24 protein-coding genes are annotated in these 18,869 nt (G+C 45.3%); 3 read left to right on the plus strand and 21 right to left on the minus strand.

Going from position 1 to position 18,869, the window contains the following annotated elements; translation table 11 throughout:
• From atpD to spoIIR, 17 genes are all read right to left on the minus strand, one after another.
• A complete protein-coding gene (gene atpD / locus NYE20_RS20065) occupies window positions 1-1,422 on the minus strand; it encodes a F0F1 ATP synthase subunit beta (protein ID WP_003227686.1) in 1,422 nt (473 codons plus the stop codon).
• Between the two features lie 25 nt (window positions 1,423-1,447).
• Window positions 1,448-2,311, minus strand: a complete 864-nt coding sequence (gene atpG / locus NYE20_RS20070) for an ATP synthase F1 subunit gamma (RefSeq protein ID WP_003244388.1) — start codon at window positions 2,309-2,311, stop codon at window positions 1,448-1,450.
• 76 nt (window positions 2,312-2,387) lie between these two features.
• Complete coding sequence (atpA, locus tag NYE20_RS20075) at window positions 2,388-3,896, minus strand: F0F1 ATP synthase subunit alpha (protein WP_003227681.1); 1,509 nt, start codon at window positions 3,894-3,896, stop codon at window positions 2,388-2,390.
• Window positions 3,897-3,912: 16 nt separating this feature from the next.
• Window positions 3,913-4,458, minus strand: a complete 546-nt coding sequence (locus NYE20_RS20080) for a F0F1 ATP synthase subunit delta (protein WP_003227679.1) — start codon at window positions 4,456-4,458, stop codon at window positions 3,913-3,915.
• On the minus strand, window positions 4,455-4,967 hold the full coding sequence (gene atpF, locus NYE20_RS20085; protein WP_003244051.1) for a F0F1 ATP synthase subunit B: 513 nt from the start codon (window positions 4,965-4,967) through the stop codon (window positions 4,455-4,457). The genes NYE20_RS20080 and atpF overlap by 4 nt, the downstream gene beginning before the upstream one ends.
• Before the next feature lie 162 nt (window positions 4,968-5,129).
• Complete coding sequence (atpE, locus tag NYE20_RS20090; protein ID WP_003151167.1) at window positions 5,130-5,342, minus strand: F0F1 ATP synthase subunit C; 213 nt, start codon at window positions 5,340-5,342, stop codon at window positions 5,130-5,132.
• 45 nt (window positions 5,343-5,387) lie between these two features.
• A complete protein-coding gene (gene atpB, locus NYE20_RS20095; RefSeq protein WP_003242621.1) occupies window positions 5,388-6,122 on the minus strand; it encodes a F0F1 ATP synthase subunit A in 735 nt (244 codons plus the stop codon).
• A 7-nt stretch (window positions 6,123-6,129) separates the two neighbouring features.
• Window positions 6,130-6,513, minus strand: a complete 384-nt coding sequence (atpI, locus tag NYE20_RS20100; RefSeq protein WP_003243159.1) for an ATP synthase subunit I — start codon at window positions 6,511-6,513, stop codon at window positions 6,130-6,132.
• Window positions 6,514-6,935: 422 nt separating this feature from the next.
• Window positions 6,936-7,565: a uracil phosphoribosyltransferase gene (gene upp, locus NYE20_RS20105; protein WP_003227670.1), complete on the minus strand. Its 630-nt coding sequence runs from the start codon at window positions 7,563-7,565 to the stop codon at window positions 6,936-6,938.
• Window positions 7,566-7,699: 134 nt separating this feature from the next.
• Entirely contained in the window at window positions 7,700-8,947 is a 1,248-nt protein-coding gene (glyA, locus tag NYE20_RS20110) for a serine hydroxymethyltransferase (RefSeq protein ID WP_003227669.1), read from the minus strand.
• 206 nt (window positions 8,948-9,153) lie between these two features.
• The gene (locus tag NYE20_RS20115; RefSeq protein ID WP_103804171.1) at window positions 9,154-9,696 is read right to left on the minus strand and encodes a TIGR01440 family protein; all 543 of its coding nucleotides are present in this window, start codon (window positions 9,694-9,696) and stop codon (window positions 9,154-9,156) included.
• A gap of 12 nt (window positions 9,697-9,708) precedes the next feature.
• Window positions 9,709-10,158 carry a ribose 5-phosphate isomerase B gene (rpiB, locus tag NYE20_RS20120; RefSeq protein WP_003221910.1) on the minus strand — a complete coding sequence of 150 codons (450 nt, stop codon included), beginning with the start codon at window positions 10,156-10,158 and terminating at the stop codon, window positions 9,709-9,711.
• A gap of 156 nt (window positions 10,159-10,314) precedes the next feature.
• Window positions 10,315-10,767: a protein arginine phosphatase PrpB gene (prpB, locus tag NYE20_RS20125; RefSeq protein WP_015384897.1), complete on the minus strand. Its 453-nt coding sequence runs from the start codon at window positions 10,765-10,767 to the stop codon at window positions 10,315-10,317.
• Window positions 10,768-10,842: 75 nt separating this feature from the next.
• Window positions 10,843-11,400 (minus strand): manganese efflux pump MntP family protein, encoded by a 558-nt coding sequence (locus NYE20_RS20130; protein WP_003227661.1) that lies wholly within the window; start codon window positions 11,398-11,400, stop codon window positions 10,843-10,845.
• A 78-nt stretch (window positions 11,401-11,478) separates the two neighbouring features.
• Window positions 11,479-12,519, minus strand: a complete 1,041-nt coding sequence (locus NYE20_RS20135) for an L-threonylcarbamoyladenylate synthase (RefSeq protein WP_161621158.1) — start codon at window positions 12,517-12,519, stop codon at window positions 11,479-11,481.
• 156 nt (window positions 12,520-12,675) lie between these two features.
• A complete protein-coding gene (locus NYE20_RS20140) occupies window positions 12,676-13,119 on the minus strand; it encodes a hypothetical protein (RefSeq protein WP_003244265.1) in 444 nt (147 codons plus the stop codon).
• 66 nt (window positions 13,120-13,185) lie between these two features.
• On the minus strand, window positions 13,186-13,860 hold the full coding sequence (spoIIR, locus tag NYE20_RS20145; protein WP_015714872.1) for a stage II sporulation protein R: 675 nt from the start codon (window positions 13,858-13,860) through the stop codon (window positions 13,186-13,188).
• A 140-nt stretch (window positions 13,861-14,000) separates the two neighbouring features.
• On the opposite strand from spoIIR, the gene NYE20_RS20150 reads away from it, so the two are divergent.
• The gene (locus NYE20_RS20150) at window positions 14,001-14,363 is read left to right on the plus strand and encodes a UPF0715 family protein (protein ID WP_014478265.1); all 363 of its coding nucleotides are present in this window, start codon (window positions 14,001-14,003) and stop codon (window positions 14,361-14,363) included.
• Between the two features lie 16 nt (window positions 14,364-14,379).
• On the opposite strand, the gene NYE20_RS20155 is transcribed toward NYE20_RS20150, so the two are convergent.
• Genes NYE20_RS20155 through prfA form a run of 3 tightly spaced genes read right to left on the minus strand, consistent with a single transcriptional unit; the run spans window position 14,380 to window position 16,665 of the window.
• Window positions 14,380-14,667, minus strand: coding sequence for a DUF5316 family protein (locus NYE20_RS20155; RefSeq protein WP_003244050.1), 288 nt, complete (start codon window positions 14,665-14,667; stop codon window positions 14,380-14,382).
• 59 nt (window positions 14,668-14,726) lie between these two features.
• Entirely contained in the window at window positions 14,727-15,593 is an 867-nt protein-coding gene (gene prmC, locus NYE20_RS20160; protein WP_041850424.1) for a peptide chain release factor N(5)-glutamine methyltransferase, read from the minus strand.
• Window position 15,594: 1 nt separating this feature from the next.
• On the minus strand, window positions 15,595-16,665 hold the full coding sequence (gene prfA, locus NYE20_RS20165) for a peptide chain release factor 1 (protein WP_003227645.1): 1,071 nt from the start codon (window positions 16,663-16,665) through the stop codon (window positions 15,595-15,597).
• A gap of 125 nt (window positions 16,666-16,790) precedes the next feature.
• On the opposite strand from prfA, the gene NYE20_RS20170 reads away from it, so the two are divergent.
• Window positions 16,791-17,177 (plus strand): VOC family protein, encoded by a 387-nt coding sequence (locus NYE20_RS20170; protein ID WP_161621157.1) that lies wholly within the window; start codon window positions 16,791-16,793, stop codon window positions 17,175-17,177.
• Between the two features lie 121 nt (window positions 17,178-17,298).
• Window positions 17,299-17,853: a chromosome-anchoring protein RacA gene (gene racA / locus NYE20_RS20175; protein WP_049140957.1), complete on the plus strand. Its 555-nt coding sequence runs from the start codon at window positions 17,299-17,301 to the stop codon at window positions 17,851-17,853.
• 34 nt (window positions 17,854-17,887) lie between these two features.
• On the opposite strand, the gene NYE20_RS20180 is transcribed toward racA, so the two are convergent.
• Window positions 17,888-18,847, minus strand: coding sequence for an AEC family transporter (locus NYE20_RS20180; RefSeq protein ID WP_003242497.1), 960 nt, complete (start codon window positions 18,845-18,847; stop codon window positions 17,888-17,890).
• Between the last annotated feature and the right edge of the window lie 22 nt (window positions 18,848-18,869).

Below are 18,869 nucleotides of genomic sequence, written 5' to 3' on the forward strand. Positions count from 1 at the left end.
TTAAACTTCTACACCCATTTCTTTTGCTTTCTCAACAACTTCTTCGATACGGCCTACAAGACGGAACGCATCTTCTGGAAGATGGTCGTATTTACCGGCTAAGATTTCTTTGAAGCCTTGTACCGTCTCTTTTACAGGCACGTAAGAACCTTTTTGTCCAGTGAACTGTTCAGCCACGTGGAAGTTCTGAGAAAGGAAGAACTGGATACGGCGTGCGCGGTGAACGACAAGTTTGTCTTCCTCGCCTAATTCATCCATACCGAGAATCGCAATGATATCTTGAAGCTCTTTGTAACGCTGAAGCGTTGACTGTACTTCACGCGCAACTGCATAATGCTCTTCTCCGACAATTTCAGGAGCAAGGGCGCGTGATGTAGATGCCAACGGATCAACCGCAGGGTAAATACCCATTTCAGTTAATTTACGCTCAAGGTTTGTTGTCGCATCCAAGTGAGCGAACGTTGTCGCCGGCGCCGGGTCAGTGTAGTCATCGGCAGGCACGTAGATCGCCTGGATAGATGTAACTGATCCAACGTTCGTAGACGTGATACGCTCTTGGAGCTGACCCATCTCAGTTGCAAGCGTCGGCTGATAACCAACCGCTGAAGGCATACGGCCAAGAAGGGCTGAAACCTCTGAACCCGCTTGTGTGAAACGGAAAATGTTATCGATGAAGAACAGTACGTCCTGTCCTTGTACATCACGGAAGTGCTCAGCCATTGTAAGGCCTGTCAAAGCAACACGCATACGTGCGCCCGGCGGCTCGTTCATTTGTCCGAATACCATGGCTGTTTTGTTGATTACGCCAGAGTCACTCATTTCGTAGAAAAGGTCGTTCCCTTCACGAGTACGCTCTCCTACGCCGGCGAATACAGAGATACCGCCGTGCTCTTGCGCGATGTTGTTGATTAATTCCTGGATTAATACGGTTTTACCTACACCGGCACCACCGAACAATCCGATTTTACCGCCCTTAATGTAAGGAGCAAGCAAATCAACAACTTTAATACCTGTTTCAAGAATTTCAACTTCTGTTGAAAGCTGATCGAATGAAGGCGCCTGTCTGTGAATCGGATCCTTTTTCGCATCCGCAGGAACCGGCTCATTCAAATCAATATTTTCTCCGAGAACGTTAAATACACGTCCAAGTGTTACATCACCAACCGGTACTGAGATTGGCGCTCCTGTATCTACAGCTTCCATACCGCGCTGAACACCATCCGTAGATGCCATTGCGATTGTACGGACTGTATCATCACCTAAATGAAGAGCGACCTCAAGCGTTAAATCAATACCTACTTCGTTTTCACTTGCAGCTGGCTGTGAAATTTTAATCGCATTATAAATTTCAGGCAAGTGACCGTCTTCAAAACGCACGTCGACGACCGGTCCTAATACCTGGCTAACGCGTCCTTTCTTCATCGCTATCCCTCCTGACAAAATCTTTCTATTCTAAAGCGGCTGCTCCGCCGACAATTTCCGTAATTTCTTGTGTGATGGCTGCTTGGCGAGCGCGGTTGTAAGAAAGCGAAAGTGAATCGATAAGTTCCTTCGCGTTGTCTGTCGCGTTTTTCATCGCCGTCATTCTTGCAGCGTGCTCACTTGCTTTACTGTCAAGAAGCGCACCGAAGATTAAGCTTTCTGCATATTGAGGAAGCAAAACCTCCAGAACCTCCTCTTCAGATGGTTCAAATTCATAAGACGCCGTTCTTTTTCCGCCGCCGCTGCCCAAATCAGATAACGGCAGAAGTTTTTTCTCCGTTACTTCTTGAGTAATGGCGCTGACAAAATGGTTATAAACAAGGTGCAATTCATCAAACGCACCGTCTATAAACATTTGGATCGTTTGACGGGCAAGATCTTTAATTTCTGTAAACGTTACTTCATCCCCAAGTCCTGTTAACTCGGAAATGATCGGAATCTCCCGTTTCTTAAAGAAATCACGGCCCACTCTTCCGATGGCAATCACCGCATACTCATCCTTAGACTGATGACGTTCTTGCATGGCCTGATAAGCACTCCGTAAAACCGAACTGTTAAAAGCGCCGGCAAGACCGCGGTCAGACGTAATGACAAGGTATGCCGTTTTTTTCACTTCTCTGCTGAGAAGCATCGGATGCTTTACGTTGCCGGAAACTCTTCCGACGTTTGACACAACCTCTTGGATTTTATCCATATATGGCACAAATGATTTTGCATTGTTTTCAGCACGATTCAGCTTAGCCGCAGATACCATCTGCATGGCTTTTGTAATCTGACTTGTTTTTTTCGTTGACGTGATCCTTGACTTAATATCGCGTAATGAGGCCAAAGATTTCACCACCTTTTCTCTTCATCTGCGTAAAAAGAGAGAAAAAGAGAACCTTTTTCTCTCATCAGCATTCGAGTTAGTTGCTTGGTGCAAATGTGCGTTTGAAGCCTTCGATTGCAGCTTTGAAGTCTTCATCAGCAGGAAGGTTTCCTGTTTTCGCAATTCCGTCAAGCAGGTCTTTATGGTTTTGGTCAAGGTACATGTAGTACTCATCTTCAAAACGTCTGATATCCGCCACAGGAATATCATCGAGATATCCTTTTGTCAGCGCATAAAGAATGGCTACTTGCTTTTCAACCGGAAGCGGCTTGTTCAGATCCTGCTTCAGCACTTCAACTGTACGTGCACCGCGGTTCAGTTTTGCCTGAGTCGCTTGGTCGAGGTCAGAACCGAATTGAGCGAATGCTTCCAGCTCACGGTATGACGCAAGGTCAAGACGCAAAGTACCTGATACTTTTTTCATCGCTTTGATTTGCGCTGAGCCGCCGACACGGGATACAGACAATCCGGCGTTGATCGCTGGACGTACGCCTGAGAAGAACAAATCAGATTGCAGGAAGATCTGTCCGTCGGTGATGGAAATGACGTTCGTCGGAATATAAGCAGAGATATCTCCGGCTTGTGTTTCTACGAACGGCAGAGCTGTAATTGATCCTGCGCCTTTCGCGTCGCTAAGCTTTGCTGCACGCTCAAGCAGACGGGAATGAAGATAGAATACATCCCCAGGGAACGCTTCACGGCCTGGCGGACGGCGAAGAAGCAAGGACAGCTCACGGTAAGCAGCCGCTTGTTTAGAAAGATCATCGTATACAACAAGAACGTGCTTGCCGCTGTACATAAATTCTTCTGCCATTGTAACCCCAGCATACGGTGCCAGGTACAGAAGCGGTGCCGGCTGTGACGCAGACGCCGTTACAACAATTGTATAATCAAGCGCGCCGTGTTTACGCAATGTTTCTACTACGCCGCGGACTGTTGATTCTTTTTGACCGATCGCAACATATACGCAGATCATGTCTTGGTCTTTTTGGTTCAGGATCGCATCGATCGCAACAGATGTTTTACCTGTTTGACGGTCACCGATGATCAGCTCACGCTGGCCGCGGCCGATTGGAATCAGTGCATCGATCGCTTTGATACCGGTTTGAAGCGGTTCATGAACGGATTTACGGTCCATAACGCCTGGTGCAGGGCTTTCGATCGGACGAGTTTTGCTTGTCAGAATCGGGCCTAGTCCGTCAACCGGCTGGCCTAGCGGGTTTACAATACGGCCGATTAACTCTTCACCAACAGGAACCTCCATGATGCGGCCTGTTCTTTTTACTTCGTCTCCCTCACGGATCTCACTGAAAGGTCCTAAGATGACGATACCTACGTTTGATTCCTCAAGGTTTTGAGCCATACCCAAAACACCGTTTGAAAATTCGACAAGTTCACCGGCCATACAGTTGTCAAGGCCGTGCACACGTGCAATACCGTCACCGACTTGGATGACTGTACCTACGTCTTGAACTTCAATATCAGATTGATAATTTTGTATTTGCTGTTTTATCAGCGTGCTAATCTCTTCAGCTTTGATGCTCACTTAGGTTTCACCCCTTCTATCGATTTTCCCCGGCTAATTGACGTTCAATGCGCTGAAGCTTCCCGCTTACGCTGCCGTCATAAATCCGGTTTCCAATGCGGACTTTAATGCCGCCTATTAAATCCGTCTGCACTTCATTTCTGATTCTCAGTGAAGCGACTCCGGCTTTTTTTGCAAACACTTGTGATAATGGTAAAATTTCAGCATCCGTCAGCGGTTTCACTGAATATACGATTGCGTCTTCTGTTTGACGGGCCTCATTTGCGAGTTTGATAAACTCATCTGTGAGCTCAGGCACAATCGCGGCACGATGGCGGTCAATCAAAAGAAAAATCGTATTAAGCACGGACTGTGACAAAGAGCCAAATGCATTTTGGATCAGCTCTTTTTTCTTCGCAGCCGGCACCTTCGGATGGTTCAACACATCATTAAGCGCTTTTTCATTTTGAAATACTTGTTTTACAACAGTTAGCTCTTCTTCTACTTGATTCAGCTGAGCGGACTCATTGGCTATATCAAAAAGAGCTGATGCATATCGTTTAGAGACAGCTGATCCACTCATCGGCTTTCTCCTACCTCTTTAAGATAGTCCTGGATCAATTTCTCTTGCGCTTGTTCATCCAGTTCTTTTTCGATCACTTTCGATGCAATCATGACAGAAAGAGACGCTACTTGCTCACGGAGAGCAGAAACCGCCTGTTCTTTTTCCTTCACGATTTCAGTTCTTGCTGCTTCTTTCAGACGTTCAGATTCTGCACGTGCAGCCTGAATAATCTCTTCTTTTTGCTTCTCTCCCAGTTTCTTTGCGTTTTCGATAAGAGTTTGGGATTCCTGTCTTGCTTCTTTTAAAAGAACGCGCTGCTCTTCAATCAGCTGCTGCGCTTCTTTATTTTTTTCTTCAGCAGACGTAATTTCTCCAGCGATGTGGTCTTCACGCTGTTTCATTATGTTTAATAGCGGCCCTAAAGCGTATTTCTTCAGAAGCGCTAATAAGATTAACATAGCTAACAGTTGGAACAGGATATCTCCGCCGTTAAACGACAATCCTAGTTCAAGTGGTAATTGAGACATCTACTACGGCAACTCCCTTCTGCAGGTTTTTCTTTGCTGATCCAGCAGCCGCACTTGTCTCTTTTCAGCCGGCAAGGCGGGATGCTTATCAGACATAAAGCAATGGCGAAGGTTCTCTTGGAATGATCTTCGCCATTTTTAGTTCATATAAGGCTTTTATGCTTAGCCAAAGAACGCTAAGAATGCGATAACGACAGCGATAATAGGAAGGGCTTCAACTAATGCGATACCCATGAACATAAGAGTTCTCAGTTCTTTACCTGCTTCCGGCTGACGGGCAATCCCCTCTACCGTACGTGAAACAATCAAACCGTTACCAATACCTGCACCAAGTGCGCCTAAACCAATTGCAATCGCAGCTGCTATTAAATTCATGAAAAAGTTCCTCCTTTAAAATGTTATCCGTTTGGATATAATGTTTTAATGATCATGACTGATTTTATGAGACATGTACACCATCGTCAGCATTGTAAAGATAAATGCCTGGATAGCACCAATAAATAAACTGAATGCTTGCCATGCCAGCATCGGCAGAATGGCACCGATTGTACCGACAAGACCGAGAGCCACGCTTTGCGAATAATGGCTTGTTGCTAATCCCGCAAGCAGGCCCAGAAGAATCTCACCGGCGAAGATGTTACCATACAGCCGCAAACCTAGAGTCAGCGTATTCGCAAACTCTTCGATGATTTTCATCGGGAGCATGAATGGAACAGGTCTTAAATAGTCTTTGGAATATTCCTTGAGCCCTTTCATCTTCACACCATAGTAGTGGGTTAAAGCAACAACCATCACGGCTAGCGTTAATGTAATGGCAGGATCGGCTGTCGGAGACTTCCACCAGAGCTCATGTCCGATTGTAATAGAGAACGGCAGCCCCAGCATATTCGACACAAATATGTACATCAGCAATGTGACACCAAGTGCCAAGAAGTTAGCCCCTGTTTTTAAATCCATTGTACTGCCAATAATATTGCGGACGAAATCAACAATCCATTCCATAAAGTTCTGGGCTTTTCCGGGACGGATCGAAAGCGTTCTTGTCGTCAATATAGCAATCAATAAAACAATCACACTCGCCACAGTAATCATCAGAATGTTTGTCAGATTAAAAGTAAGACCTAGAAATTCTATAGTTCTGTAACCATGATTCAAAGGGTTTTCACCTCTCTTCCATTGATGAACGTTTAAGCTGGATAAAGGAATCTATCATAATGACAGGGTATATTGTCATTAATCCAATAACTGTACTTGCCATATGAAAGTATTCGGGATTTTTATAGGCAACAGCCACAGCAAGAATCGCATTGCACCACCGCGCTGCGCTCCCGAGAGATCGTATGGACTTTCCTTTCTCAACAGCTCTGTCAAAAGCATTCATTCTTCTGACGAGCAGTAAAAAATTAAACAAACTGAAAACAGTTCCCAGAATAAGGCCTAAAAAAACGGTTTTATACGCTGTTAAACCATAACCCAGTACATACACTGCCAAAATGAACAATAAATATTTGCGTTGTCTGCTAAATGTAAGCTTGGGATCGTCCATCAATTATCTGTCTCCTGATGAAAAAATAATGTATAGCTTGGATACGGCAAAAATCAGCGGTTAACCCTTAGTAGAAGACCTTTTTTGACCGGCAAAACGGGCCTGTTCGAAAAAATCATTCATCCGCAAGCCTTGCAGGGATGCTGTTTCATTCGCTTAAATAAATCCTCATAATACGGGTTTGCTGAGAGGATTTACATTGAGGATGAGGACTATAATGAAAGCTATGAAAACCTTCTCATAATACCCTCGTTTAGCATACAATAGCCCCTAACATGTGTCAATCTGTTTAAAGTTAAAAAACTTTTTATACTTTACGTCTCCACAGAATGTTCACATTTTCACCTATAATTGTATACAGATTCACCGAATAGCAAAAAACTGGATAAAAAAATGAAACCCCCTTTTGGGGATTTCATTTTTTATTTTGTTCCAAACATGCGGTCACCCGCATCTCCGAGACCTGGAACAATATATCCTTTTTCATTTAATTTTTCATCTAGCGCCGCAATGTAAATATCAACGTCCGAATGATGCTTCTGCAATTCTTCCACACCCTCCGGCGCTGCTACAAGACACATGAAACGGATATTTTTCGCACCGCGTTTTTTAAGGCTGTGAATGGCTTCAACTGCGGAACCGCCTGTAGCGAGCATCGGGTCAACCACGATGAATTCACGCTCTTCCACATCAGAAGGAAGCTTGACATAGTATTCCACGGGTTTTAAGGTTTCTGGATCACGGTAAAGGCCGACATGTCCCACTTTTGCCGCAGGAATCAGCTTTAAAATGCCGTCAACCATTCCCAATCCTGCTCTGAGGATAGGAACCACTCCGAGTTTTTTCCCTGAGATGACTTTCGATTTCGCAGCCTGAACCGGTGTATTGATATCCACTTCTTCCAGAGGAAGATCGCGGGTAATTTCAAATGCCATGAGTGTAGCCACTTCATCTACTAGCTCTCTAAAATCCTTCGTACCTGTATTTTCATTCCGTATATATGTCAGCTTGTGCTGAATTAAAGGATGATCAAATACATAAACCTTTCCCATACTGTGTTTCAGCTCCTTTTTTATTGTCCCATCAACAATTACACACTTCTATTGATTCTACAAAAAAAGACATTGAGTTTCAAGAACATCGTCAAAAAACCCGCCGGGCATAAGCCCCAGCGGGTTTTAGGATCTTAATAATCTAATTCTTTATATAAAGGAAATTTATCAGTCAGAGCAGCTACACGCTGTCTTGCTTCTTCAAGTTTTCCTTCATCTTCGTGGTTTTTCAATGCAAGCGCAATGATAGCACCGACTTCTTCTAATGCGTCACCGTCAAAACCGCGGCTGGTTACAGCAGCTGTACCAAGACGGATGCCGCTTGTTACGAAAGGTTTTTCAGGATCATATGGAATCGCGTTTTTGTTAGACGTAATACCGATTTCATCAAGTACATGCTCCGCAACCTTACCAGTCAGTCCGAGCGAACGAAGATCAACAAGGATAAGGTGGTTGTCTGTTCCGCCTGAAACGAGCTGGATGCCCTCTTTCGTTAAGGCTTCAGCCAGACGTTTCGCGTTTGAAATGACGTTTTGTGCATATGTTTTGAAATCGTCCTGCAATACTTCACCGAATGAAACAGCTTTTGCGGCAATAACGTGCATCAGCGGGCCGCCTTGAATTCCAGGGAAAATCGATTTATCAATTTTCTTGCCAAACTCTTCACGGCAAAGGATCATACCGCCTCGAGGACCGCGAAGTGTTTTATGTGTTGTTGTTGTAACGAAATCAGCGTAAGGAACCGGGTTTGGATGAAGGCCTGCCGCAACAAGTCCTGCGATATGTGCCATATCCACCATGAAGTAAGCGCCGACTTCATCAGCAATTTCACGGAATTTCTTAAAGTCGATTGTACGAGGATACGCACTTGCTCCTGCTACGATAAGCTTCGGTTTATGAGCGAGGGCTTTTTCACGCACGTCATCGTAATCAATATATTGAGTTTCTTTATCTACGCCGTACTCAACAAAGTTATATTGAACACCGCTGAAGTTGACTGGGCTTCCGTGTGTTAAATGGCCGCCGTGGGAGAGGTTCATCCCAAGTACAGTATCGCCTTGCTCCAAAATCGTGAAGTACACTGCCATGTTTGCTTGTGCGCCTGAATGAGGCTGAACGTTTACATGCTCCGCTCCAAAGATTTCCTTCGCGCGGTCACGGGCGATATCTTCAACGACATCGACGTGCTCGCATCCGCCGTAGTAGCGTTTGCCCGGATATCCTTCTGCGTACTTATTTGTCAAAACAGATCCTTGTGCTTCCATAACCGCTTCACTTACAAAGTTCTCAGAAGCAATCAATTCGATCTTAGTCTGTTGGCGTTCACGCTCATTTTTAATGGCGTTAAACACTTGTTCGTCTTGCGCAGGTAAATGTTTCATCAGCGAGATCCTCTCCTATCCGTATCCTGTTCTTTGTTTTTACCATCACTATTGTACATGGTTTTTAAGGCCGATGTAAAAGATTATTTTTAAAAAATCTAAATTTTTATTGGTAAAAACGAATATTAATAACTTAAATTTAATTTAAAGTTCGGAATTTATTTCACTGTCTTAAAATAAAAGAAAAGACTGGCTATGCAGTCCTTTCATTCGCACTCATAAACCGCCCGCACTCCGCCGATTAGTTTCGGCCGTGTACGCGCCAATGTCACATGAGCTGAACCGAGGCTGTTTTGAGAGACACGCACAGGGACAGCCACCGGCTTCAGATGCATGCCGATAAACGTATCGCCTATATCAATTCCGGCGTCAGCCTGAATGGTTTCAACAAGAACAGGAGACTTCATCTGCTTAAACGCATAAGACGCCATCGCTCCGCCCGCTTTTGGAACGGGCACGGCAGAAACGGTTGGAAGCCTGAACAGCTTGGCTGTTTCTGCTTCGACGACAAGCGCTCTGTTTAAATGCTCGCAGCATTGAAACGCCAGATGGATTCCCGTTTTTTCCCGGAGCTCAGCAAGTCCGCTGTAGATGCTTTCAGCGATATCTCCACTGCCCGATGTGCCGATCCGGCTGCCGGCCACTTCGCTCGTGCTGCATCCAAGGACGAAGAGCTGATCTTGTTTCAATTCCGCTTGGTCCTGAAACTCAGACAGCATCGTCTTCCACGTTTGTTTCAACTCATTCATTAAACAGCACCCCTACAGGTTTTTCTCTTCATAATCTGAGATTTTTCCAATACGCGTTTGGTGTCTTCCCCCGGTAAACTCAGTAGTCAGCCAGATTTTTGCGATTTCCCGAGCCAAACCAGGTCCGATCACCCGTTCACCCATCGCAAGGATGTTTGTGTCATTATGCTCCCTCGTCGCCTTCGCGCTGAAGGTATCGTGCGCCAGCGCGCAGCGAATCCCTTTTACTTTATTAGCGGAAATGCTCATGCCGATGCCTGTCCCGCAAATTAAAATGCCTCTGTCAACTTCGCCGCTAACCACTTTTTCGGCCACCGGAAAAGCATAATCCGGATAATCGACAGAGCCGCTGCCGCAGTCACAGCCCATATCAATATATTCAATTTGCAATTCGTCCATTAACTCTTTGATTTCATTTCGAATGTGAACGCCGCCATGATCCGATGCAATGGCTACTTTCATCTGCTTTTCCTCCCAGCGTGTGTGATGCGGCCCGCCCGCTTTATTGACCGCGCAGCCTGTCCGCTCTTTGATTCACACCATATGATGTGCTTTTCACTATATTCTACTCCTTCACGCAGGATTTGCAAATGACCTGTTTACAGATTTTCTGACAACTTATCTGCGGTCTTTTTTCAGCTGTTTTGCCAGCTGCCGAAGAAGCTCTTCAAGCTCATCTCGCGTTTGTTTATAGATGTCAATTGAGCCGCCGAACGGATCGATGACATCACCATGGCTGCCTGTGACATATTCTTTTAACGTAAACACTTTATCACGATAACGTCCAAATTGGCTGGCAATGATCTGCTTGTGCTGATGGGTCATAGCCAGAACCAAATCAGCCGACTCCATATGTTCTTCAGTTAATGGAGAAGACACATGATTAAGGGCAATGTGTTTTTCAAACAGCGCTTCGACTGCATGAGGCGTCGCTTTCCCATTAGGTGAAGCAAACACGCCTGCCGAGCGGACATTGACATTCAGCCCTTCCATTTCTGCAATTGATTTAAAAAGCGCCTCAGCCATTGGGCTGCGGCACGTATTTCCAGTACAGACAAAAATAATATCCATGTCAGTCACCCCTTATTTTTCTCTATTATATATGAAGAAAAAAGAAACGGCGACTTCGTTTCTTTTATTGGTATATTAAATTGGCAAAAGCAGCTTTAATCCAAACACGATTAATATGATGCCCCCGAGCGCTTCGCTGTATGTGCCAAGCCATGACTGCACTTGTTTTCCGACCAGCAGGCCCAGCCATGTCAACATCATGCTGAACAGCCCGAACAGGGTAATTGTGAGGAGCGGATGCGAGCCGTATATCCCCAAGCTCAAGCCGACGGAAAAGCTGTCAAGGCTGACGCCGATGGCAAACAGCAATAAGCCCGGCCCTGCCGGTGACATGAATCGTTCTTCTGACTGTTTAAAAGAGGCCATAAGCATTTGAACCCCAAGAACAAAAAGCAGCGCCCCACCGATATAAACCGCTAACACGCCGAGGAGCCCTGACAGCATGTTACCGGCCGCCATCCCTGCGAGAGGCATGATGACGTGAAAGAGGCCGATGATGAAACCAATATAGAATATCTGCTTCTTTCTAAGTTTGACCATGCCCATTCCAAGGCCGACAGAAAAAGCATCCATCCCTAAAGCAAACGCCATGATGCTTAATGTAATCAGTTCGCCTATAAACAAATCCGACATACATAAATAACCCCCTTGGACACGCCCCGCTTTTTTAGCCTATGCGTGTCCAAAAAGGGTTAGAACATCTGACTGCTTTCAGCGAATCACTCTTCCTCCGGCGGCTTTCATCAGCCTGTTCATAATAGCAAGACCGACACCTGTGTCCGGAAAGGATTCCGCAATAATGAAATCCACCTTATTCTCATCAAAGCTGCGCAAAGCATCATACAGCCCTGCCGCAACAGTCTCAAGCTGAGCCCGTCTTCCGCAGCTCTTCACATAATCAGCGGAATAAACGCCCGCGTTTTCTTCTGTCGTCAGGACACCGACCCGTCTTCCGCCCTGTTGATATTCTTGAATGAGGTGCTGAATGCGCTCTGGGCTGCCTTCGCAAATGGCAAGAGGCGCTGTCGGCGCATAATGTGTATATTTCATCCCTGGAGAAATCGGCTTCTCGTTTTGGTCGCTGAGCCCTTTATCCACATGGATCGGCCCGATCACCGCTTCAATTTGTTCCTTCGTAATGCCGCCAGGACGCAAGAGAACAGGGATGTCGTCCGCACATGAAAGCACGGTTGATTCGACCCCGATTCCGGTAGGGCCTCCATCCATAATACCGGCTATGCGGCCATCCAAGTCGTGAGCCACATGCTCTGCTTTTGTGGGACTTGGCTTGCCTGATAGATTGGCGCTCGGTGCTGCAATCGGCAGTCCCGATTCGCGAATCAATGCAAGGGCAAGCGGATGATCCGGCATTCTAATGGCAACCGTTTCAAGACCTGCCGTTACACGAGGTGAAAGCGCATCAGGTTTGCAAGGCAGAATGAGCGTAAGTGCTCCCGGCCAAAACCGTTTCATCAATGTTTTCGCCTTTTCCGGCGCCGGGCCCGTTAAATCCTCAAGCTGGCTGATATCCGCAATGTGGACAATCAGGGGATTATCGCTCGGCCGCCCTTTCGCCTCATATATTTTTTTGACGGCATCCGTATTTTTTGCGTTTGCGCCTAGGCCATATACTGTTTCTGTCGGAAAGGCAACGATCTCATTTTCTCGGAGCAAAGCGGCTGCTTGTGCAATTTGTGGATCATTTGTGGATAACTCGTCAGTTACATCCACAAACCATCTTTTCGTTTTCATTTCTGACCAAACTCCTTATTCACAACAATAAAACGATTGTTTTACGCGTGTAATCCTTTTGAAAGTATAAAAGATGTCCTGTAATAAAACAAGCGTTATCCACAAATTGTGGACAACGCTAATAAAGAAGTGGATAAGTATGTGTATAAACTGCACTTATCCAGACGCTTTTTTCATTAAAACGGCTCCTTCTGTTTGCCGCGATTCACAGAAGTGATCAGAAGAAAACAGCTCCTCCGGTACACTCTCAGCTCTTTCAAAACCCATAGCCGTCAGAAAGTCCGCAGAGGAATGCTGATTTGCTACTAGGTACACGGTTTTGATCTGATGCTTTTCGCACAGCACCTCCATGCTTTGAAAAAGCGTGACAATGTGGCCTTGGTGAAGCTTGTCCGATATGACAAGTGATCGCAGCAGCCCCTGGTCACAGCTTATTTTTTCAATACCGAGGCATCCGGCAATGTTTTTCTCACTGTCCTCCAGCATAAGAAATTGAGTGAAGCCTTCTTTCACGCCTTCATAGCTGGTTTTTGCCTGTTTTAAAAATGCCTCGAGCACATCTCCGTCTTTTTCCCTTGCCACCCGCAGTTGATAAAACATCCGTTCACCCCGTTTTTGCGTTCTTTCTTCCAATCTATGAGGCAAATCTATTTTTAGACCAGAGAATTAGGAAAAAAGGTCGGAAATCCATTCGACTAAAAAGAATTTCACTTCTGTGCCGTCTTCTTTTTCTTCGTTCTCTTCTTTTTTGGCTTTTTCCGCTTTAGCGGTTACGTCCTCAAGCACTTTTTCAGTCTGCTTTTTTGAGGCTTCTTTATCTTCTTGTTCTTTGACGGCTTCCCCGTTAGAAAAATCGAGAAAGCAGAGGGGCGGGAACAGCACACACCACCAGTTGGCGCCGTCTCCTTTTCCAAGCGTAATCAAAATCGCTTCATACTCACCAGCGGGATATACCATGTTGCCGTAAAGCTTTGTCGGAAACGAGATTTTGTCAAAATCAACGGATATCGACTGATTCGCTCCTTCTTTCTCCATTGTTTCCTTTGCAATTGCTTTGATTTCAGGCAGCTTTGAACGAATCACGCGACGCGCTTCTTCAATAGAAGTAATATCCTTTACCCAAGTTGTGATTTCTTTATTCACCGCGTCTCTTATATGACGTTTTAATTGCTGATCTTGGTCACTATCGCTGTTTGCCAATATTCTCAGACGAATCGCCTGATCCGGTATGACCACCGGCTGATTTTCCGATTTCTGTGCCGTCTCTTCTTTTGCCAGCCCTACGAGCGCTCCAGATAGTAAAAGAAAGATATATATACAAATGATTACTGTTTTTTTCATCGGTCCCCACCGTTCCTCTCCGTGCTTTGTTTCTAGCCCTATTATGGACAAGTAGAGCCAGGGGTAAACGTGCAGGGTGAAAAAAATCTAGCAAGCTGTTAATCTTATTTATGGTACGATAGTGTTTTAGGAGGTTTAAGATGAAATACAATTATACAGTGCTGTTATCAGCATTCACGATGTCCGTTCTTTATTCAGTAATTTATATTCATTCATTTATCATTGCCGCTCTCATCACAATGGCATTTTATTTTCTGTTTCCTTATTTGATCTTCGCACTGCCGCTTCAAATCATGATGAATAAAAAGCCGAAACGGTTCAGCCCTTTGTATCTGCTGTATTACCTTGCCGCTGCTTTTATTGCCAACGCGATCATTTTCGGCGTGCTTCAGCCTTCGGGACAATCTTTGTTTCAAAATACAGCCTTCTATCTTTTCGCTGTATTAACAGCTCTTATCTATTGGATATGGGACTCTGTTTTACTGCAAAAAAAGGAAGCCTAAGAGGCTTCCTTTTTTATTAAAACAAAATCGTCAGCAAATAACATAGAATGGAAGGTATCGCCGCAACAAAGAAAGCGGCCGCCATTTTCATGCGAGATGTACGGCCTTCTTTGGTTTCTGAATGGTAGTTTGCCCGCTGATCGCTTCCGCTTACAGCCAAACCCGATGTAATGATCGCGAGCCCCACTAAAACGAGAGACGCAACGCCAAAAATCGCTTCATATGAAAGAGCCTGCGGAAAAATGGTGCCAATCATGCTCTCAATCGCAATGAGCAGGATTCCTGCTGTCAGGGCCTTTTTCATGTTTACATCCCCTTTGCTGGTGTTAAACAGCTTGATCCATTCACTCGCCAGCAAGCTGCTTATTTATTTTTATGAATCAGAGCGCATATGGTTCTGTCTTTTCCATTAATATCTTTCAGCACTTCCACTTCCGCTCCCTTAAACGCCTTGAGGATCAGGTCTTTGACCGCCGCTCCCTGTTTCCACCCGATTTCAAAAACAACAAATACTTTATCCTTCATGACAAGCGGAATGTCTTCCATAAACCGCTTATAAAATTTCAGCCCGTCTCCGCCATCAGTGAGCGCGTGCAGCGGCTCATGAAAACGGACAATTTCCGATAGATCAGCCATTTCTTCCTCTGATATATATGGCGGGTTTGAGACAATGATATCCGCTTTTTTTCCCGCCTTAATAAAAGGCTCAAGCAGATCGCCCTGATAAAAGCGCACATTTGCTCCGAGTTTTTCTGCATTGGCAGAGGCGACTTGCAGCGCCTCTTTCGAAATATCGACCGCCGACACAGAAAAGTTTTGGTTTTCAAGCGCAAGCGTGACGGCTATTGCGCCGCTCCCTGTACCAACGTCAACAACTTCGAGCTTGCCGTCTTCAGAAAAGACACTCCGATATTTTTCAAGCAAATGAAAGACAACTTCTTCAGTTTCCGGCCGCGGGATCAGCACATCATCATTCACCATAAATTCCCGTCCATAAAAAAACTCTTTTCCTATAATGTATTGAACCGGCACGCCCTCTTTATGCATCTCAACGTGACGCTTAAAGCGATACAGCTCGTCTTCACCAATCGGTTCCTGTAAGCTTGCGAGCAGTTTGCTTCTCTCCATTCCGGTATCATAAAGCAATAGGAGCTCGGCAGCATTTTCTTCTCTTCCCGCTTCGGTTAAATAAGAAGAAGCCCATTTCAGGGCTTCGAATATCGTCTTCATCTTAACCTTCCGACTGCTGAAGCTTGCTTGCCTGATCTTCAACAATCAGCGCTTCAACCACTTCGTCAAGTTTTCCTTCAAGAATCTGATCAAGCTTTTGAATCGTCAAACCGATTCTGTGATCCGTCACACGGTTTTGCGGGAAGTTGTATGTGCGGATACGTTCAGAGCGGTCACCAGATCCGACTGCTGATTTCCGTGTTTGATCATATTCAGCCTGGGCTTCCTGCTGAAATTTATCATAGATTCTGGCACGGAGAACCTTCATTGCTTTTTCTTTGTTCTTAATTTGAGATTTTTCATCCTGGCATGATACAACTACACCTGTCGGCAAGTGAGTCAGACGAACCGCAGACATTGTTGTGTTAACGCTTTGTCCGCCCGGTCCGCTTGAAGCAAACGTATCGACACGGATATCCTTCTCATGGATGTCAACCTCTACCTCTTCTGCCTCAGGAAGACATGCTACTGTTGCAGTGGATGTATGGATGCGTCCGCCTGATTCTGTTTCCGGAACACGCTGTACGCGGTGGGCGCCGTTTTCATATTTGAGTTTAGAATACGCGCCGCTTCCCGTAATCATAAAGATGATCTCTTTGTAGCCGCCTGTTCCGGTTACATTCGCTTCCATGACCTCTGTTTTCCAGCCCTGAAGCTCGGCATAACGGGAATACATTCTGTACAGGTTGCCCGCGAATAAAGCGGCTTCCTCGCCTCCCGCGGCTCCGCGGATCTCCATAATAACGTTTTTGTCATCATTAGGATCTTTCGGGATCAAGAGCACTTTCAGCCGTTCTGACAGTGTTTCCGTTTCCTTCTGAAGTTCAGAAATCTCTTCCTTCACCATGTCGCGCATCTCAGCGTCCAGCTTCTCTTCAAGCATCGCTTTTGCATCAGCCAGCTGTTCTGACGCATCTCTGTATTGTCTATATACGTCAACTGTTTCTTGTATATCAGATTGCTCTTTTGAATATTCTCTCAGCTTTTTCGGATCGTTGACTACTTCTGGATCGCTCAAAAGCTCATTTAATTTCTCGTATCGTTCTTCAATTGATTTTAAACGGTCTAACACGGTCTTCACCTCTGTTTTCCTGTGCGTAACATTCTCATTATAGTATAGTGATTAACCCCAGTCAAAAGCATTTCAATCCCAGCTGGAAAAGCCCCCTCTGCTATACTGGAATTCGAGGAGGGATGATGTTGCTGAAATCCATACATCATATTGCAATCATATGTTCAGATTACGAAAAGTCGAAAGCTTTCTACGTACATAAGCTTGGTTTTCAGGTGATTCAAGAAACGTACCGCGAAGAGCGCGACTCCTATAAGCTTGATTTGTCGCTTAACGGCTCGTATGTCATTGAGCTGTTCTCGTTTCCCGATCCGCCCGAACGACAAACCCGGCCTGAAGCCGCAGGCCTGCGCCACCTCGCCTTTACAGTCAGCAGCTTGGATAAAGCGGTTCAGGAGCTTCATGAAAAAGGAATCGAAACAGAGCCAATCAGAACAGACCCGCTGACCGGCAAGCGTTTCACCTTCTTTTTTGATCCTGACCAGCTTCCATTAGAACTGTATGAACAATAACAGTTTTTGAAGAAAAAAAGGAGATACCCACTTTCTTTGCCGAATCTTTTCTTGTTTTGTCTAACGGGAAGGGAACCTCATTCTATGGTCGAATACCTAGCTTAAAAGGAGGTATGGGATCATGAATACAAATATGGTAGCAAGTGAACTCGGCGTCTCCGCAAAAACGGTGCAGCGGTGGGTGAAGCAGCTGAATCTTCCGGCCGAACGCAATGAGCTCGGACACTATTCGTTCACGGCAGAAGACGTGAAGGTTCTAAAATCCGTTCAAAAACAAATCTCTGAAGGCACGGCGATTCAGGATATTCATCTGCCGAAAAGCGCTAAAAAGCGCACAGGCTTCCTTGTCCAAAAAACAAATAGCGACACAGAACGAAGAATCGAGCAGCTTGAACAAAAGCTGGACACCCTTTTACAGCAAAGGCAGGACGAAAGCGAATTGATGGCAAGGTTGTCGGAACTGGAACGCCAGCTGAAACAAAAAGCCGATGAAGGTGTATCTTACCAGCTGCTTCAGCACCGCAGAGAAATTGACGATATTCTTGCAGATCTGCAATCACTGACCTCACAAATGAAAGAATTCACCGCTCAGCCGATCCCCGAGACCGCTGCTGCTTCTGAAAAAAACAAAACAAGAAAAAAACCGCTGCTGTCACTGTTCAAATTTCAAACCTAAAGCAAAAAGCTCCCCGTAAAGGGAGCTTTTTTTGTTACGCAGTAAGCGCGATAATGATTGGAAGTGAAATCAATGACAGAATCGCACTGACCACAAACGCAGTTGCAGTTTCTTCTTCTTGTTTCTCGAAACGAGTCGCAATCATGGCTGCAACGGCAGAACCAGGGAATGCAACAAGAAGGATTGCTTTTGTTGTTTGGTCAGCCGGAAGTCCGATAGCAAGAGCAATCAAGAACATTAATGCAGGCTGAACCGCAACTTTTAGTAACGCAATACCGATAGCCGGCATACTGAGTTTAATTTTACGAATACCAACGGTAACACCGACAGCAAAGAGAGCAACACCAGATGTTGTGCTTCCAAGCTGATCAAGCATTTTAACACCCAGCTCAGGAAGAGTGAAATTGAAAACCAGCACTAAAATCATACTGATTAACGGAGCAGCTGCAAGCGGCTCACAAAGACCATGCAGGATTGATTTTCCTGTCATCTTCCAGAAGCTGTCGCCACTCTCTTCGTTTTTCTTAGAAGACTCACCAACAGTAGCGATAATGATCGCGAGCGGATCAAGAATCGCGTTAACCACGATACCTGTGACCGCGATCGGAATCGCAACTTCATTCGCTCCGAATAAGCTTCCCAATACCGGGATACCCATAAATGCGAATGTCGGCTGTGCAGAGTTCAAAGAAAATACAGATGAGTTCGTTAAATCATACTTGAAAATAAATCTGCAAACCAAAAGAATGATGATATAGAAACCAACAATCCCAATAATTAAAGAAATCATTAAAGGTACTTGTGATAAAAATTCACTTCTGGAAGTTGTCAAAATACCAGCGATAAAGTGAGCTGGAAGTGCGTATTTCGTTACTAACGTACTTACCCCTTTTGCCGACTTGGCATCATAACTTCCAAAATGTCCTGCAAACCAACCCAGCACGATAACAAAGAAGATCGGCGCCAGGAGGATTAAGATATCTAAGATGCTCAAAATATTCTCCTCCAAATCCTAT

The sequence above is a fragment of the Bacillus sp. FSL R5-0416 genome, assembly GCF_037975425.1.
GTDB classification, from domain to species: domain Bacteria; phylum Bacillota; class Bacilli; order Bacillales; family Bacillaceae; genus Bacillus; species Bacillus subtilis.

Bases quoted from the DNA above. Each gene is read 5' to 3' on its own strand.
- atpD (WP_003227686.1), bottom strand. From the start codon at position 1,422: ATGAAGAAAGGACGCGTTAGCCAGGTATTAGGACCGGTCGTCGACGTG.
- NYE20_RS20080 (WP_003227679.1), bottom strand. From the start codon at position 4,458: ATGAGTGGATCAGCTGTCTCTAAACGATATGCATCAGCTCTTTTTGAT.
- atpF (WP_003244051.1), bottom strand. From the start codon at position 4,967: ATGTCTCAATTACCACTTGAACTAGGATTGTCGTTTAACGGCGGAGAT.
- atpE (WP_003151167.1), bottom strand. From the start codon at position 5,342: ATGAATTTAATAGCAGCTGCGATTGCAATTGGTTTAGGCGCACTTGGT.
- atpI (WP_003243159.1), bottom strand. From the start codon at position 6,513: ATGGACGATCCCAAGCTTACATTTAGCAGACAACGCAAATATTTATTG.
- upp (WP_003227670.1), bottom strand. From the start codon at position 7,565: ATGGGAAAGGTTTATGTATTTGATCATCCTTTAATTCAGCACAAGCTG.
- glyA (WP_003227669.1), bottom strand. From the start codon at position 8,947: ATGAAACATTTACCTGCGCAAGACGAACAAGTGTTTAACGCCATTAAA.
- NYE20_RS20115 (WP_103804171.1), bottom strand. From the start codon at position 9,696: ATGAATGAGTTGAAACAAACGTGGAAGACGATGCTGTCTGAGTTTCAG.
- rpiB (WP_003221910.1), bottom strand. From the start codon at position 10,158: ATGAAAGTAGCCATTGCATCGGATCATGGCGGCGTTCACATTCGAAAT.
- prpB (WP_015384897.1), bottom strand. From the start codon at position 10,767: ATGGATATTATTTTTGTCTGTACTGGAAATACGTGCCGCAGCCCAATG.
- NYE20_RS20130 (WP_003227661.1), bottom strand. From the start codon at position 11,400: ATGTCGGATTTGTTTATAGGCGAACTGATTACATTAAGCATCATGGCG.
- NYE20_RS20135 (WP_161621158.1), bottom strand. From the start codon at position 12,519: ATGAAAACGAAAAGATGGTTTGTGGATGTAACTGACGAGTTATCCACA.
- NYE20_RS20140 (WP_003244265.1), bottom strand. From the start codon at position 13,119: ATGTTTTATCAACTGCGGGTGGCAAGGGAAAAAGACGGAGATGTGCTC.
- spoIIR (WP_015714872.1), bottom strand. From the start codon at position 13,860: ATGAAAAAAACAGTAATCATTTGTATATATATCTTTCTTTTACTATCT.
- NYE20_RS20150 (WP_014478265.1), top strand. From the start codon at position 14,001: ATGAAATACAATTATACAGTGCTGTTATCAGCATTCACGATGTCCGTT.
- NYE20_RS20155 (WP_003244050.1), bottom strand. From the start codon at position 14,667: ATGAAAAAGGCCCTGACAGCAGGAATCCTGCTCATTGCGATTGAGAGC.
- prmC (WP_041850424.1), bottom strand. From the start codon at position 15,593: ATGAAGACGATATTCGAAGCCCTGAAATGGGCTTCTTCTTATTTAACC.
- NYE20_RS20170 (WP_161621157.1), top strand. From the start codon at position 16,791: ATGTTGCTGAAATCCATACATCATATTGCAATCATATGTTCAGATTAC.
- racA (WP_049140957.1), top strand. From the start codon at position 17,299: ATGAATACAAATATGGTAGCAAGTGAACTCGGCGTCTCCGCAAAAACG.